Below are 15,060 nucleotides of genomic sequence, written 5' to 3'. Positions count from 1 at the left end.
CGTGAGCCCAGTTCCCGTGCTGCCCTCTTTAACACGGCTGTGCGGTAGAAACCGGCTAGCTGCTGGGCCCTTCCGTCTGTGGAGCACGCGATGATCGCGTCGGCCCTGGGCTCCCCCGACTCCAGTGCCTTGGCCAGCACCTGTACGGCAGCCGAGACCCGGGGCATGTCGCACGCCAGCACGAGGGTGTATGCGGTTTCGCTTGCGGCTTGGGCGAGGGCCTCCAGCCCTGCTGCCACCGCGGCAGCAGGTCCTGCGAACTCCGGCTGCTCGCGGCAGGAGATCACCCCTGCCGGGAGGGCGCCGGGGTCTGGACCAACCACTACTGTGCGCGCTGCACCGGAGGCCGCGGCAAGAGCCCGCTGCAGGAGGGTGTCACCGTGAAAGACCAACCCCTGTTTGGGCACGCCGCCGAGCCTGGATGACCGGCCTCCGGCCAGGATCAGGGCGTTGAAGTACAAGAAGTCTTGTTCCACTCCCCCAGCCTAGTCGGGCGCCGGCCGGGCAACGTACTCACGCGGCAGGTTGGGGGGCAGCACTAATCCGGCAGCCGAACCAGGGGATCAGGCAGCACGCTCCGGCAGCAGGAAAGGATCCCACGCGGGCGTCGGCTTCTCGAGTTCCTTAATCTGCCAAACTGTGCCATGCGGAGGCTCTGGGACGAACCGCAGCTTCCAGCCCATCTCAACGGGTGTGTGGTCGCCTTTGAGGTTGTTGCACCTCAGGCAGGCCGCCACCAGGTTTTCCCAGGATTCGGCTCCCCCGCGTGACTTTGGGTGAACATGATCGATGGTGTGCGCAGCTTTTCCGCAATAAGCACACTTGTGCCCGTCCCGTCGGAGCACTCCGCGCCGGCTGACAGCGGTCGACTGGTTATATCTGGGACGGATGTAGCGGTTCAGGAGGATCACGGACGGGCGGCCCAGGATTTCCTGGGGGCCCACTACGGGATCGTCCCCTTCGGCAACAACGCTCGCCTTGCCCGTGAGCACAAGCACCAGCGCCCGGCGGAAAGTAATAACCGCCAGCGGTTCATATCCAGCATTCAGAACGAGAGTGCGCATGCACGTACCTCTTCACGGCCGCACCCGTCAGGGGCACGAGGGCCGGCTGCCCTCGGCATGTCCGGGCTATGGATCGACACCACAAGAGTAAACAAAGAAATGCATTATCGGCTAATTGCTGGAGCACGCACTGCCGTGTCCGGCCGAAATTCGGTGGCCGCCCGCCGCATCCCAGGTAGGCACACGGAGCTGCCCAGGCGGTTAACTGAATAGGACCCCCGCCGACGAGGCAGGGGTCCTGTTCAATGTTGATCAGCCGTGGCTACGGCCGCGGTTTATCAGCTGACGCGGATGAACACCGGGCCGGAGCCAACGTTGGCGCTGAAGACAACGGTCTGGTTGCCGTTGTAGCCACCGTGTACCGCCTGGCCGTTACCAGCGTAGACAGCCACATGGGCCATGCCGGCGCCGCCGTCGGCGTAGTAAATCAGGTCGCCCGGCTGAGCTTCAGCAGCGCTCACCGTACGGCCCAGGGAAAGGTAGCCTGCAGGCCAGTCGTGGAAGTTGATGCCCACGGCAGCCAATGAGTTGGTCACCAGCATGGTGCAGTCCTGCATGACGCCAAGCTGGGCGTAAGCGGCGGACAGGATGGCTGCACCCTTGCCGCTTGCCGAGGCAGGAGCTGCGGGGGCTGCCGCAGCCGGAGCCGTGGCGGTTACCTTTGCGACCGCGGCGGTCTTTGCGGCCGGCGCAGGAGCCGGAGCGGCTTCCTGGACTTCAACCTCAGGCTCCGGAGCTTCAACAACGGGAGCCGGGGTGGTGGTCACAGCGGGCTTCTCGAAGGAGATGGCAATGGTGGAAGCGGCGGAGATCGGAGCCTCAACCGTTGATTCAACTTCCAGGTTGGAGGCCGGGGCAGAGTCACGCTGGACGTTGGCGTCAGCAGCGTTGGCAGCGAGGCCGCTGGTAAGGACCAGGCCGGAAGCGGCTGCTATAACAGCCGCCTGTCGCCCTACGCCGCCGGCGTTCTCGCCAACAGCTTTGGCACTGATGGCGAGCGAGTTGGTTTTGGTGACCTCGGCGCGGTGCCGTGCGGTTGCACGAGTAGTCATCAGTTCTCTCTTTCGTTTTCCTTCAAACCGCTTGTAGGCAGCCAAAGGTGTTTGGACGCGCCGGCATCTTGGGGGTACGCCGGCACGCCCCGAACGGGGATGTGTGGTGATTTAGCGAAGAGCGTGTTTGGGCAATGAAAGCCCTTGGACCCTGGGGTCGAAGAACTAGTTCATAGTGAAAAACGCGGAAGAGCCGGTAGCAGCTACCGAGTGCAGCAGCGTTCCCTGGGACGGGTTCAGGGCGCTGATCATCATGCCGTTGCCGACGTAGATGCCGACGTGCGCGCCGCCGTTCTGCATGACCAGGTCACCCGGCTGCGGCGTGGAGGTGGGCTTCATTGCAGTCCACGCGTTAACGCGGGGGATGCTGATGCCGGCCTGGGCGTAGACCCACTGGGTAAAGCCTGAGCAATCCCAGCCGTTGGGAGTGGTGCCGCCCCAAACGTACGGACGGCCGATGCCGGTGTAGGCAATGCCCGCGATTCCGGAAGTGGAAGCGGAGGCAACGGTTTCAGTGAGCTTCTGCGGGGCGGATTCCGGAGCAGCTGCGGTGGTAGCGGTGGTAGCGGTCCGGTTGCCGGAGGCAGTGGATTGCGCACGCACCGTTTCGACCTTGGGTGCCGGCGTGGTTTTGACCACGGGGCGCTCAAAGGAAACGGTAGCCGTGGGTGCCGCTGTGACCGCGAGGGTGCTCTGTGCGGATCCGGACTCAGTGGAGGCGGAAACACCAGCGGTGGTGTCCGCTGCATTGGCCGGCAGGCCCATGGTCAGGATGAGGCCGGACGCAGCTGCGATGACTGCAGCCTGGCGACCTACTGTCCCGGCATTGGCACTAACAGCCTTGGACATGGAGTCCAGGGGGTTGGTACGAACCGGTTGCGCACGGTGGCGCGCAGAATTATGGCGTGAAGACACGAAGGTAGCCTCTCCCAATGCCTACGAGGTGAGCTGTCGGATTCGGATGGGAGTCACCCGGCCGCGTAGCTTCCTGGGAAGCTTTTGCGACTTAACCCCAAGGCCTCCAAAAAGCTGAAGGCCAAAATTGGTTCCCCCGCCCCTGCCAGACGATGAAATGCGAACGGACCTTGAGCGGTGGCAGAGTTAGGCAATCCGCACAAGAGCGTCAACTTCGGAAAAGTTGGCGCGAGTTAGACGGTACAGCAGTTTTGGGTGAATGTCACATTCAGGTCACGGCTGGTCAAGTTCAAGTGATAGCTCACAGTCACTTGACTAAAGCCAGCCGGTCGGGTCAACAACCTCGCCATTGACCTGGACCTCAAAGTGGAGGTGGCAGCCGGTGGAGGCTCCTGTGGTCCCACTGAGGGCCACAACGTCCCCGCGGGACACCGTCTGCCCCTCCCTTACGCTGAAGGATGACAGGTGGTTGTAGGTGGTCTCCAGGCCATTGCCGTGATCCACCACCACACGATTGCCGCCCCCGTACTGGTGCCATCCAACGAACGTGACAGTTCCGGTGGCTGCGGCCAGCACAGAGGTGCCGCACTGGGCCACATAGTCCTGTCCCCGGTGGAAATCGCCGGAGCCTCCGGTGATGGGGCTGACCCGGTAGCCGAAGGGCGACGCAGTGGTCAGGGCAGCGAGCGGGGCACCAAGGCTTCCCGCGGAAGCGGCGCGGGTGATGGCGCCGGCAGACTGGGCACTGAGAAGTTGTTTCAGCTTGCCATCCGGGTCCGCCTGGGTAACTACAGCAGAGCGGCTGAAGTCGATCTGGGCGCCAGCTTCCGCGGAAACCTGCGGCTGGGGGGCAACAGCAGACGCGGCCGCAGGAGTGGATCCGGAGGCATCCGTTGCCATCACGGGACTGGTGGCCGGCACGGTCACGGTGAGTACCAGGCCGGTGGCAGCGAGGGCGATACCGGCCTTTTGGCCGATGCCGCTGGCAGCAGCGAACTCAGTGATCTGACGGAAGGGACCCCGACGGCGGCGCGCATCACGGTGCGGATCGCGGGGGCGTTCCGAGGTGATGGCTTCGACGACACGCGGTGTCGAAGCAGGGACCGCCGCGCGGCGGCGTCCCCTGGAATTCTGCATGGTCAAGAAGGGTTCCTCTCTGGAAAGCCTGCGAAGTTAGCTGTCGGATTCGGGTCAGAGAGTGCAAAGACCCGGTCCGCCGTAAGCAAGCTTCGGCACAGAGATATCCCGGAGGGATCCTTCACTGGAAGTGGCTTGCTGCTGACGGACTTCACCCCAAGGCAGTCCCCTGCTGCCGCTTGTGGTTCCCCCGCCTCTGCCAGTTACGACTCGTGCTCCTGATCCGCTGGCAGAGCTCGGCTCCAGATCAGGTAACGCTTTAATATCAACGCTTGGTTCAACTATAGATGCTTAAGCCGCAAAGTAACAATTCCGTTATCTTTGCGTAACTGCCTTCCCATGGGGTATCGGGCCCTTCGCCGCCTTCTAGCTGATCGCCACGAAGACGTGGGCGGCTACCTCCGGGGGCAGCTCAAGCGCCCCTTCGATGCCGGGAACCCGAACCGAAATGTAGTCGCCCACCCGTTCCAGCGACACGGCGGCACCCGGCCGGATGCCCCCCTCATCGAGCTGGGAGAGCAGTTCAGGCTCTACCTGGATGGGCTCGGCAAGCCGGCTGACGGTCACCACCGAGGCAGGACCGTACGACTTCATTGCCTCCAGAAGGCTGATGGCTCCGTCCGCGAAACCCAGGGACGGCACGCCGCCGAGGGCAGCAAGGCCCGGAATCGGATTTCCGTAGGGGGACTCCGTGGGGTGGTTCAGCAACTCGTAGATGCGCCGTTCCACCCGCTCGCTCATCACGTGCTCCCAGCGGCAGGCTTCATCGTGGACATAGGCCCAGTCCAGTCCGATCACATCAGCGAGAAGGCGTTCGGCCAGGCGATGCTTGCGCATTACTTCGGTGGCACGCTTCCGGCCCGTCTCGGTGAGCTCAAGGTGGCGGTCGCCTGAGACCACAACCAGCCCGTCCCGCTCCATGCGCCCGATGGTCTGGGAGACGGTAGGCCCCGAGTGCCGCAGCCGCTCGGCGATACGCGCACGAAGGGCAACGATGTTCTCTTCCTCGAGCTCCAGAATGGTCCGAAGGTACATCTCCGTAGTATCGATCAGATCCGTCATCCAGCTCAGCTCCTCGAGCACAGTACCTAGCGTTGTCCCACCGTATCGCCTTCACCGCGACGTAGTCCGTGGAAAAGCTTAGCCTATTTTGACTTTGTCCGATTAGTTCAGTGGGTGCGGGCGGGCCGTCTCATTGGCTGGACTATGACGGTTCCGGTTCCCGCCGATAGAGCGGTTCAGGCAGAATGAGGGAGGCCCTGGTTGCAGTCGTCCCCGGCTGCCGGCCACCAACATCCGACCGGACCAAAGCCATGTCCACGCCGAAATTGGAGCACCCGTGAGCGAAACCAGCATCACTATTCCCGCCGACCTCCTGCCCCAGGATGGACGGTTCGGCGCCGGGCCTTCCAAGGTCAGGCAGGAGCAGATCGATGCGCTGTCCGCGGCTTCGAAGAACATCCTCGGCACGTCCCACCGGCAGGCCCCGGTCAAGAACCTCGTGGGTTCCGTCCGCGAAGGTCTCAGCCAGTTCTTCCGTGCCCCCGACGGCTACGAAGTGGTCCTGGGCGTTGGCGGTTCGACGGCTTTCTGGGATGTGGCGAGCTTCGGCCTGGTTGAAAACAAGGCCCAGCACCTTTCCTTCGGCGAGTTCGGGTCCAAATTTGCGGCAGCCACCAACAAAGCGCCCTTCCTGGGCTCCTCGTCCATCATCAAGTCCGAGCCGGGCACACGCCCTTCAGCCACGGCCGAAGCCGGCGTGGACGTTTACGCCTGGCCCCAGAACGAGACCAGCACGGGCGTTTCAGCCCCGGTACAGCGTGTTGCCGGCGCAGATGAGGGTGCCCTGGTACTGGTGGATGCTACCTCTGCCGCGGGCGGGCTGGACGTGGACGTCGCGGAAAGTGACGTCTACTACTTTGCTCCGCAGAAGAATTTTGCGTCGGACGGAGGCCTCTGGCTTGGGCTGTTCTCCCCCGCCGCCCTGGAACGCGCGGCGCGGATCAAGGCGGGTGACCGCTGGATTCCGGATTTCCTGGACCTGCAGACGGCCGTCGACAATTCGCGGTTGAACCAGACCTACAACACGCCCTCACTCTCCACGCTGGTAACGCTGGACGCCCAAGTGCAGTGGCTGAACTCCAACGGCGGACTGGACTTCGCTTCTTCGCGCACGGCAGACTCTGCCGGACGTATCTACAGCTGGGCAGAGGCTTCGGAGTTCGCAACCCCGTTCGTGACGAAGCCGGATGAGCGTTCAAACGTCATCGCAACCATTGACTTCGATGAGTCCGTGGATGCCGCAGTGGTCGCCAAAGTCCTTCGCGCCAACGGGATCGTGGACACCGAGCCGTACCGCAAGCTCGGCCGCAACCAGCTGCGCATTGCAACCTTCGTGGCCATTGAACCGGCCGATGTTTCCGCGCTTCTTGCGAGCATCGACTATGTGGCGGGCGAACTGCGCAAGTGATCGAAACTGCCCACGTAACCGGCTGACGTAACCTCCGGCCTTAACGCACGACGGCGCCGCCCGGGTCCTGCCCGGTCGGCGCCGTTGCGTTTCTTAGCTCAGTTTCCTTGTTTGGGCGCGGTTGTTTCCGTGCCTTAATCTGTCCCGGAGTGCTGGCCTGAGGGCTGCTCCGCCACGTCAGCTTCCTCAACTTCGGCCTGGTCCACCTGTGGTTGGTCGTCATGGGCCTGGTCATCCGGGACTACATCGTCCAGGGCTCCAGCATCCCCATCGACAGGCTGAGTGGCGGCAGGTTGGGTGGCGGCAGGCCCGGCGGCGTCTGTTTCCAGCACATCAGCGTGGTCAGCACGTCCATCAGTCGGCTCTGCACCGGCGGCGGGCGTAGCGGCTTCCGCCTCGTGCGACCGGTCCTCACCGCGCCCCGATTCCTGTTCCTGTTCATCCTCGGGCCGGACCCGTTCGGCCCACGGAACCCATTCAGGGGCGAGGATGGACTCCTCGGACGGCAAGAGGCCGAGCTCGTTAACCGTGACCACCTTGGACCGCGAATTCCGGGTCAGCACCGCGAACCACTGCCAGCCGGCATAGCCGGGCAGCCTGCACGCAAAGAGGTGGGTGACCAGGCGGTCGCCTTCGCTCTTGGCCGCGAGGTGCTGCCCAACATCCGCCGCCGCGGTGATGCCTTCGATGGCTGCTCGAGCCGTGTCCACGGCAGCAGCAAGAAAAGCGTCCGGCTTACCGGTACGCCATACGGGCACACCGGCGCGTCGCTTGGCTGGTTTCGCCACCCCAGGCACCTGGCCGGCTGGGACAGCGGTGCCACCGGCGGCCCCGCCCGCTGCAGCACCGGCCTGCAGCTGCGCCGTGTCCCCCGGCACCGGGTCCATCGATTCAATGTCCATTGACTCCAAACCCCGTGGCTCCAGGGGCATTGACTCCGGATCGAGTGACTCCAGGTCCTGCTGATCAGCTTCCCGGTTCATAAAGGCCTAAACGTCCAGCTCGTCGGCAACCTTACGCAGGGCCGCGGCGATGGCCTTGCCCTTATTGCCTTCCGGGTACTTGCCTTTGGAAAGGGTTCCGGACAGGTTGTCCAAAACAGTAACGAGGTCCTGGACCAGCGGCGCAAGGTCCTTCGCGCTGGGTCGCTTGGCCTTGGCGATGGACGGCGTCTTGTCCAGCACACGCAGGCCCAGGGCCTGGGCCCCCTTGCGGCCGTCAGCCACACCAAACTCGACGCGGGTGCCTGCTTTCAACTCTGTTACGCCCTCAGGCAGCGACGATTTGGGCAGGAAGACTTCCTGGCCATCTTCGCCCGCGAGGAATCCGAAGCCCTTTTCCTTGTCATACCACTTGACCTTGCCGGTAGGCACGTAATCAACCTTCTTCGTTCTGACGTCTTGAGACACGGCCGGCCGTCACCGCATCCACATTGTTGTGCGGGTCCAAGGTGTGACGGCTGGGAGACCGTGTTGGTCTGTATCCCTCAAGGTTATCCTGCCCGGTGCCGTAATCCTGCTTTCGATGGCTCCCCGCAAGTGCGACCCTGCAGCCATGCCGGGAGTGCCAGACCGGGCTGTTAGCGTTACGTTCATGACACCCTCGCGTTACCGGCGTCCCCTGACGATCCTCGGCGCAGTTATTGCAGTGCTTTCGCTGGTGGCGGTGGCTGCCGTTGTGGCATTCGCCTTCGCCGGTTCGGTTGCTCCTGCCTGGGTCACCTACACCGCCCTCTACGGCCTGCCGCTGGCGTTCCTCCTGATGCTGTTCCTTGTTCTTGACAGCGTTGCCGGGCGCCGCCGGGCAGGAAAACCGGGCGGGCGGTAACGTTGGACTGATGTCCCTTATTCGCGCGCTCAGTAAGGACCTGGAGGCCCGCAGCGATGACTCGTTGCGGGCGCTGTTCGACGCGCGTCCGGATCTCGTTTCCCCCCCGGTACCGGACTTCGCCGCCCTCGCTGCCCGGGCCAGCGGGCGCGTCAGCGTCCAGCGTGCGCTGGAACGCCTCAACCGGCCACAGATGCAGGTCCTGGAAACCCTCCATCTGTGCACCAACACGGATACGGAGCACAGCGCCTCCGCCGCAGGACTGCGCAAACTGATCTCGGGTTCCACGGTTGCCGCTGTGGAACGGATCCTGGCGTCCCTGCAGGAACTCGCCCTGGTGCACCGCGCAGAACCCCCGCACGGATCACCCGCCAGCGGCAACAGGCAGCGCTATTACCTCCCCGTCGGCAGCCTCAAGGATGTGGTGGGGATTTATCCTGCTGGGCTCGGCCGCAGCTATACCGAACTGGTGCGCCTCCAGCCGGCCTTTGCGCAGCGGGCGGTCCAGCTCGTTTCCGAGCTTCACCGCAGCGGTGCAGCCATCCATGGAGCCACAACGCCCATGGAGGCAGCGCTTGCCCTGCAACGCTGGACGTCCTCGCCGGAGAACCTCCGGGACATCTTGTCCACTGCTCCGGAACGGACGGCGGCCCTGCTCGCCCGGTTCAGGAACTGGGCCATGGGTGCCGTTCCCCAGGCGCAACGCAAGGCGTCCATCACCGCCGAAGGATCCGACGTCGGGCCCATCGACTGGCTACTGGCACGCGGCCTGCTGGTGCCGCTGGACGCCGCCCACGTGGAGCTGCCGCACAGCGTGGGGCTCTCGCTGCGGGGCGGTGCCATCATCGATGATTTCAGGCTGTCGCCGCCGGTTCCCGAGCTTGGCCGGACCAGTGCGGCCTTGCGGCGGAATGCTGCCCTGGGGGCCATCAGCGAGACGCTGCGGCTCGTGGGCGAAGTACTTCATGCGGTGCGGGAACAGCCCATGGCCACACTGCGCAGCGGCGGCGTAGGTGTCCGCGAGATGCGGCGGCTGGCCGAGATGCTCCGGATCGACCAGCCCCGTGCCGGGCTTCTCCTGGAGCTCTGCGGGCTCGCCGGGCTGATCCGCCTGGATGTGGACTCATCATCTTGGGTCCAGCCGCCGGAGCTGGAATGGCTCATCCTGCCCAGGCAGGAACAGTGGCTTTGGCTCGTCAACGCCTGGCTGGCCAGCGAGCGCGTACCGTCCCTGGTGGGGCAACCGATTAACGGGGCTCCAGGAGCCGCAGCTCACCGTGCCGCTTCCGGGAGCACCATCATCGCATTGTCAGCCGAAGCGCAACGGCCCGACGCCCCCGTCGTACGCAAACGGATCCTGGAGATCCTGAACGAACTCACCCGGGAAGCAGCAGCCCCTGACGGCACTGCACCCGTCCTGGACGCGCCAGCGGTACTCCAACGCGCAGAGTGGGCCCAGCCGCGGATGGCCCGCCGCTTCAGCTCATTGATCCGCGGAGTCCTGGCAGAAGCCGAAATACTCGGGCTGCTGGGCTCCGGGGCGTTGAGCCAACTGGGAAGCGCCATCGCGGACGACGATCCCGAGGCCGCCCTCTCCATCCTGGGCGAGCACCTGCCCGCGGAATTGAACCATGTACTGCTCCAGGCGGACCTCACCGCCGTTGCCCCCGGATACCTCGCCCCGGCGCTGACCGAGAAACTGCTGCTTATGGCTGACGCCGAAGGCCAGGGTCCGGCCACCATCTACCGGTTCTCGCCCGGCTCCATCCGGCGCGCCCTGGACGCTGGCCATGATGCCTCCACCGTGTTGGAATTCCTGAGGGAACACTCGGCCACTGCGGTACCTCAGCCGCTGCAGTACCTCGTGGAGGATACTGCGGCCCGGCACGGTCGGCTGCGGGTGGGCGCAGCGGCCAGTTTCGTCCAGAGCGAGGATGAAGCTGCACTTCTGGAGCTGCTGGCCGGGCCGAAGACGGAGGGGCTGGGCCTGGTCCGGATTGCGCCCACGGTCCTCATATCGTCGGCGCCACCGCGGGAAACAGCGCAGGTTCTTCGGAGCCTGGGCCTTTCCCCGTCCTTTGACGATTCGGAGCAGCCGGTGCTCAAGCTCCGGCGCGTTCCCGCGCCCCACACCCCGTCCCGCCCCATCTACACTGCCCCAAGGACAGCCCCGCCGGCGGAGGAAGTACAAGCACAACTTGATGTGCTGCGCCACCGTCCTGCCGCCGTCGGCACTTCTCACGGCGCGGATGCAGACCACACTGGCGAGGCAGCGACGCAGCTTGGCTTAGAGGCGCTGCAGCGGGCTATCCGGCTCAAGCAGCGCATCAGCATGAATGTGGTGGACGGCCTGGGGAATGCCAACCTGGAAATTGTTGTTCCCCTATCAGTAAGCGGCGGACGGGTGCGGGTCTTCGACCCCGCGAAGGACACCGAACGGGTGCTGTCCATCCATCGCATCATTGACATTGAGGCCGCAGAGGAACTGCGCCAGTGAAGGACTCCCCCGCGTGAACGACGGACCCCTGATAGTCCAAAGCGATAAGACCATCCTGCTCGAGGTTGACCATGAGCTCGCAACCGAAGCCCGGCACGCCATCGCGCCGTTCGCAGAGCTGGAACGCGCCCCCGAGCACGTCCACAGTTACAGGCTTACTCCGTTGGGCTTGTGGAATGCCCGTGCGGCAGGACTGGACGCCGAGAAGGTCCTCGACACCCTCCTGAAGTACTCCCGGTTCCCCGTGCCGCATTCGCTGCTGATCGATGTCGAAGAAACCATGTCCAGGTACGGCCGGCTGCGCTTGGAAAAGGATCCGCAGCACGGACTGGTTATGCGGACCGACGATTACCCGGTCCTGGAGGAAGTGATCCGGTCCAAAAAGATCCAGCCGCTGCTGGGCCCACGTATTGATGGTGAAACTGTGGTGGTGCACGCATCCCAGCGCGGACAGCTCAAGCAGCTCCTGCTCAAGATCGGATGGCCGGCAGAGGACCTGGCCGGCTACGTGGACGGCACCCCGCACCTGATCGCGCTGAATGAGGACGGCTGGAAACTGCGGCCGTACCAGCAGATGGCAAGCGACAACTTTTGGGCAGGAGGCAGCGGGGTTGTGGTGTTGCCCTGCGGGGCCGGCAAAACCCTGGTAGGTGCCGCAGCCATGGCGACCGGTTCCACCACCACCCTGATCCTGGTCACCAACACCGTTGCTGCCCGGCAATGGAAGGACGAGCTGCTCAAGCGCACGTCCCTCACCGAGGACGAAATTGGTGAGTATTCGGGAGCTGTTAAGGAAGTGAGGCCGGTGACCATCGCCACCTACCAGGTCCTCACCACCAAGCGCGGCGGCCTGTATCCGCACCTGGAACTGGTGGATGGGCATGACTGGGGCCTGATCATTTACGACGAAGTGCACCTGCTGCCTGCACCCATCTTCCGGATGACAGCGGATCTGCAGGCCAGGCGCCGCCTTGGCCTGACAGCAACCCTGGTGCGGGAAGACGGCCGCGAGGGCGAGGTGTTCAGCCTGATTGGCCCCAAGCGTTACGACGCACCGTGGAAGGACATCGAGTCCCAGGGCTACATTGCCCCGGCCGACTGCGTGGAGGTCCGGGTGGACCTGCCACGGGACGAGCGGGTTGCCTACGCCATGGCAGACGACGCCGACAAATACAGGCTGTGTGCCACTTCCGAGTCCAAGACGCAGGTGGTGGAACAGCTCGTAGCCCGGCACCATGGGGAGCAGCTGCTGGTCATCGGCCAGTACATTGACCAGTTGGACGACCTCGGTGAGCGCCTCGGGGCGCCGGTCATCAAGGGCGACACTTCCGTGAAGGTGCGCCAAAAGCTTTTTGATGCCTTCCGTGCCGGCGATATCCAGACGCTGGTGGTCTCGAAGGTTGCGAATTTTTCCATCGACCTCCCCGAAGCCTCTGTGGCGATCCAGGTTTCCGGTTCCTTCGGATCGCGGCAGGAGGAAGCACAGCGGCTGGGCAGGCTGCTCCGGCCCAAGAAGGACGGCCGGGCTGCGCGGTTCTACTCGCTCGTGGCCCGGGACACCCTCGACCAGGACTTCGCGGCCAAGCGCCAGCGGTTCCTTGCCGAGCAGGGGTACGCCTACCGCATCATGGACGCCAAGGACGTGGAAACGGCCGAATAGCGTTCGCCGGTGGCGCAGCGCCCGGTGCGCTTTGGGCGCGTGAGGGGCAAATTGGAGGCATATGCTCCGGGAGAAGGCCTGTCATTTCCCTGCCGGGCCAAGAAGGAACACTGGGGTGGTAACGGCAGCGGTAACAAGCAGCGCCTCCACCCTGCTTTCAACAACGATCCAGACAACTCCCAGATTCTGGGAGCATGATGGGAACATGAACAAGAACGGACCTGAAGCGAAGCTCCTGGTAGTGGATGACGAACCCAACATCCGGGAGTTGCTCTCGACGTCCCTGCGGTTCGCCGGGTTCGACGTCGTCTCCGCGGCCAGCGGACGGGACGCACTTGCCGCTGCCGACCTGCATGCTCCTGACCTTGCCGTCTTGGACGTTATGCTCCCGGACATGGACGGGTTCACTGTGACCCGCCGCCTCAGGGCTTCCGGCAAGCACTTTCCTGTTCTGTTCCTGACAGCAAAGGACGATACCGAGGACAAGGTCACGGGCCTTACCGTCGGCGGAGACGACTACGTCACCAAACCTTTCAGCCTCGATGAAGTAGTTGCCCGCATCCGCGCCGTCCTGCGCCGGACGCAGCCCCTGCTCGACGACGACGCCGTGATCCGCGTCGACGACCTGGAGCTCGACGACGACGCCCACGAAGTACGGCGCGGCGGCGCAGTCATCGAACTGTCCCCCACGGAGTTCAAGCTGCTCCGTTACCTTATGCTCAACCCCAACCGGGTGTTGTCGAAGTCGCAGATCCTGGACCATGTGTGGGAGTACAACTTCAACGGGGATGCCTCCATCGTGGAGTCGTACATTTCCTACCTTCGCCGGAAAGTCGACATTGACCCTGAGGCTCCGGCCCTGATCCAGACCAAGCGCGGCGTGGGGTACGTGCTGCGGACGGCAGAAAAGCGCTGACCTTGCTGCAGCAGTGGAAGTCGTCTTCGCTTAGGACGCAACTGGTGGCCATGATCATGGCGCTGCTCATTGTTGCCCTTACGGTGACCGGGGCAGGGACCCTGGCCCTCCTTCACAACTACCTGCAGGACCAGGTGGACCAAAAGCTGCAGGCAGCCGTTGAGCTGGCAAGCCGGCAACGGTCCTTCTCGCAGCTGCAGGCACCCATGGTTCCCACCGACTACTCGTTGATTCTGTTCGTGCCCGGGGAAGATCCTTTTCCCTTTGGCGCTGAGCCCGACAATGGGCCGGACATCAGCTCCATGACCGTGGAACAGGCCCGGGAACGCGGCACAGAGCCTTACCAGGTGCGCGGCACCGACGGCCATAACTGGCGGGTCATCGCGGTGACGGTGCAGAACAACCAGACTACAGCCGTAGTGCTCATCGGGCTGCCGCTGGAAAGCGTTGACGACGTCCTGGAGCACGCTACCCTTGTTGTCATCGGTGTGGGTCTGCTCACCCTCCTGCTGGCGTCCCTGATTGCCAGCTGGACTGTATCGCGGGCCTTCCGGCCGCTTGCCCGGGTGGAAAAGACAGCCGCCGCCATAGCCGCCGGCGACCTGTCCCGCCGGGTTGACGTGGAAAATCCCGGCACCGAGCTGGGCCGGCTCAGCAGCTCCCTGAACGCCATGCTCGCCCACATCGAAACGGCCTTCTCCGCGCGCACGGCGTCTGAGGCGAGGATGCGCCGGTTCGCCGCCGATGCGTCCCATGAACTGCGGACCCCGCTGGTGACCATCCGCGGCTTCTCGGAGCTGTACCGGCACGGCGCCTTGACCACTGAGGAGGACGTGGCCACTGCCATGGGCAGGATCGAAAGCGAAGCCAAGCGGATGGGCTCCATGGTGGAGGACCTGCTTCTGCTGGCCCGCCTGGACGAGCAACGGCCGTTGCAGCAAAAGCCTGTAGACCTCCAGCTGATTGCCCACGACGCGGTGGTGGACACGCAGGCCAGCGCCCGCTCACGGGTTATATCCCTCACCGGGCTCGACGGCGGCCCGGCAGCCCCCGCGCCGGTGCTCGGCGACGAAGCCAAGCTCCGCCAGGTGGTGGGCAACCTCGTAGGGAACGCGCTGCGCTACACACCGGAGGAAAGCCCCGTGGAGCTGGCCGTGGGCGTCCGTGCCACGGAGGGCGGACAGCTCCGGTCAGTTATTGAGGTCCGCGACCACGGGCCGGGGATTTCGGAGGAGGACGCCTCCAAGGTTTTCGAACGCTTCTACCGGGCCGATACCTCCCGTACACGCGAGACGGGAGGCAGCGGCCTGGGACTGGCCATCGTGGCCGCGATCGTAGGCTCCCACGGCGGTTCGGTCCGCGTGGAAGATACTGACGGCGGGGGCGCCACACTGGTGGTCACCCTTCCGCACCGCGACGACGCACCGGAGAAGGAAGCAGCAGACAGCGAGGAAGCAGAAAGCCTGGGCACGTTTCCCAGGCCGGCCGGCAGTGACTCGCGGGGAAGCGACGGCAGGGTTAT

Annotated in this window: 13 protein-coding genes, 1 pseudogene and 2 riboswitches; of the genes and pseudogenes, 6 read left to right on the top strand and 8 right to left on the bottom strand. The window is 64.4% G+C overall.

The features are described 5' to 3' along the window. The 6 genes from mobA to AC5RWX_RS22255 all read right to left on the bottom strand — a co-directional run. The coding region (mobA, locus tag AC5RWX_RS22280) for a molybdenum cofactor guanylyltransferase (RefSeq protein WP_494098481.1) at window positions 1-476 on the bottom strand (476 nt) is incomplete at its 3' end. A gap of 87 nt (window positions 477-563) precedes the next feature. Then, on the bottom strand, window positions 564-1,064 hold the full coding sequence (locus AC5RWX_RS22275) for an HNH endonuclease (protein WP_494098480.1): 501 nt from the start codon (window positions 1,062-1,064) through the stop codon (window positions 564-566). A 278-nt stretch (window positions 1,065-1,342) separates the two neighbouring features. After that, on the bottom strand, window positions 1,343-2,116 hold the full coding sequence (locus AC5RWX_RS22270) for an NlpC/P60 family protein (protein ID WP_494098479.1): 774 nt from the start codon (window positions 2,114-2,116) through the stop codon (window positions 1,343-1,345). 165 nt (window positions 2,117-2,281) lie between these two features. Further along, window positions 2,282-2,965: a C40 family peptidase gene (locus AC5RWX_RS22265; RefSeq protein ID WP_494098478.1), complete on the bottom strand. Its 684-nt coding sequence runs from the start codon at window positions 2,963-2,965 to the stop codon at window positions 2,282-2,284. 70 nt (window positions 2,966-3,035) lie between these two features. Continuing rightward, a riboswitch (cyclic di-AMP (ydaO/yuaA leader) is annotated at window positions 3,036-3,218 on the bottom strand. 128 nt (window positions 3,219-3,346) lie between these two features. Then, window positions 3,347-4,168: a M23 family metallopeptidase gene (locus tag AC5RWX_RS22260; protein ID WP_494098483.1), complete on the bottom strand. Its 822-nt coding sequence runs from the start codon at window positions 4,166-4,168 to the stop codon at window positions 3,347-3,349. Window positions 4,169-4,178: 10 nt separating this feature from the next. Then, window positions 4,179-4,389, bottom strand: a riboswitch (cyclic di-AMP (ydaO/yuaA leader). Window positions 4,390-4,534: 145 nt separating this feature from the next. Next, entirely contained in the window at window positions 4,535-5,230 is a 696-nt protein-coding gene (locus AC5RWX_RS22255) for an iron-dependent transcriptional repressor DtxR (protein ID WP_494098477.1), read from the bottom strand. 277 nt (window positions 5,231-5,507) lie between these two features. Between AC5RWX_RS22255 and serC the strand changes: the two genes are divergently transcribed. Then, window positions 5,508-6,638: a phosphoserine transaminase gene (gene serC / locus AC5RWX_RS22250; RefSeq protein WP_494098476.1), complete on the top strand. Its 1,131-nt coding sequence runs from the start codon at window positions 5,508-5,510 to the stop codon at window positions 6,636-6,638. 424 nt (window positions 6,639-7,062) lie between these two features. On the opposite strand, the pseudogene AC5RWX_RS22245 reads toward serC, so the two are convergent. Beyond that, window positions 7,063-7,540, bottom strand: a pseudogene (locus AC5RWX_RS22245) (DUF3027 domain-containing protein); the annotation flags it as partial. Window positions 7,541-7,627: 87 nt separating this feature from the next. Next, entirely contained in the window at window positions 7,628-8,011 is a 384-nt protein-coding gene (locus tag AC5RWX_RS22240) for a cold-shock protein (protein ID WP_013599963.1), read from the bottom strand. 220 nt (window positions 8,012-8,231) lie between these two features. On the opposite strand from AC5RWX_RS22240, the gene AC5RWX_RS22235 reads away from it, so the two are divergent. The 5 genes from AC5RWX_RS22235 to AC5RWX_RS22215 form a co-directional block, all read left to right on the top strand. Then, window positions 8,232-8,465 carry a hypothetical protein gene (locus AC5RWX_RS22235; RefSeq protein WP_494098475.1) on the top strand — a complete coding sequence of 78 codons (234 nt, stop codon included), beginning with the start codon at window positions 8,232-8,234 and terminating at the stop codon, window positions 8,463-8,465. 10 nt (window positions 8,466-8,475) lie between these two features. Beyond that, window positions 8,476-10,962: a helicase-associated domain-containing protein gene (locus AC5RWX_RS22230; RefSeq protein WP_494098474.1), complete on the top strand. Its 2,487-nt coding sequence runs from the start codon at window positions 8,476-8,478 to the stop codon at window positions 10,960-10,962. A gap of 13 nt (window positions 10,963-10,975) precedes the next feature. After that, window positions 10,976-12,622, top strand: coding sequence for a DNA repair helicase XPB (locus AC5RWX_RS22225; protein ID WP_494098473.1), 1,647 nt, complete (start codon window positions 10,976-10,978; stop codon window positions 12,620-12,622). A gap of 205 nt (window positions 12,623-12,827) precedes the next feature. Next, window positions 12,828-13,538, top strand: a complete 711-nt coding sequence (locus tag AC5RWX_RS22220) for a response regulator transcription factor (protein ID WP_494098472.1) — start codon at window positions 12,828-12,830, stop codon at window positions 13,536-13,538. A gap of 50 nt (window positions 13,539-13,588) precedes the next feature. Further along, window positions 13,589-15,060 (top strand): sensor histidine kinase (locus tag AC5RWX_RS22215; protein ID WP_494098482.1); only part of this gene is annotated, 1,472 nt, incomplete at its 3' end.

Source organism: Arthrobacter sp. SPT-J7, assembly GCF_059089965.1.
Note: the sequence above shows the minus strand (reverse complement) of the source record. Positions and strands in the feature narration are given on the sequence as shown.

Coding starts and splice junctions, on each gene's coding strand:
- AC5RWX_RS22220 (WP_494098472.1), top strand. CDS start 12,828: ATGAACAAGAACGGACCTGAAGCGAAGCTCCTGGTAGTGGATGACGAA.
- AC5RWX_RS22260 (WP_494098483.1), bottom strand. CDS start 4,168: ATGCAGAATTCCAGGGGACGCCGCCGCGCGGCGGTCCCTGCTTCGACA.
- AC5RWX_RS22265 (WP_494098478.1), bottom strand. CDS start 2,965: ATGTCCAAGGCTGTTAGTGCCAATGCCGGGACAGTAGGTCGCCAGGCT.
- AC5RWX_RS22275 (WP_494098480.1), bottom strand. CDS start 1,064: ATGCGCACTCTCGTTCTGAATGCTGGATATGAACCGCTGGCGGTTATT.
- AC5RWX_RS22235 (WP_494098475.1), top strand. CDS start 8,232: ATGACACCCTCGCGTTACCGGCGTCCCCTGACGATCCTCGGCGCAGTT.
- AC5RWX_RS22255 (WP_494098477.1), bottom strand. CDS start 5,230: ATGACGGATCTGATCGATACTACGGAGATGTACCTTCGGACCATTCTG.
- AC5RWX_RS22270 (WP_494098479.1), bottom strand. CDS start 2,116: ATGACTACTCGTGCAACCGCACGGCACCGCGCCGAGGTCACCAAAACC.
- AC5RWX_RS22230 (WP_494098474.1), top strand. CDS start 8,476: ATGTCCCTTATTCGCGCGCTCAGTAAGGACCTGGAGGCCCGCAGCGAT.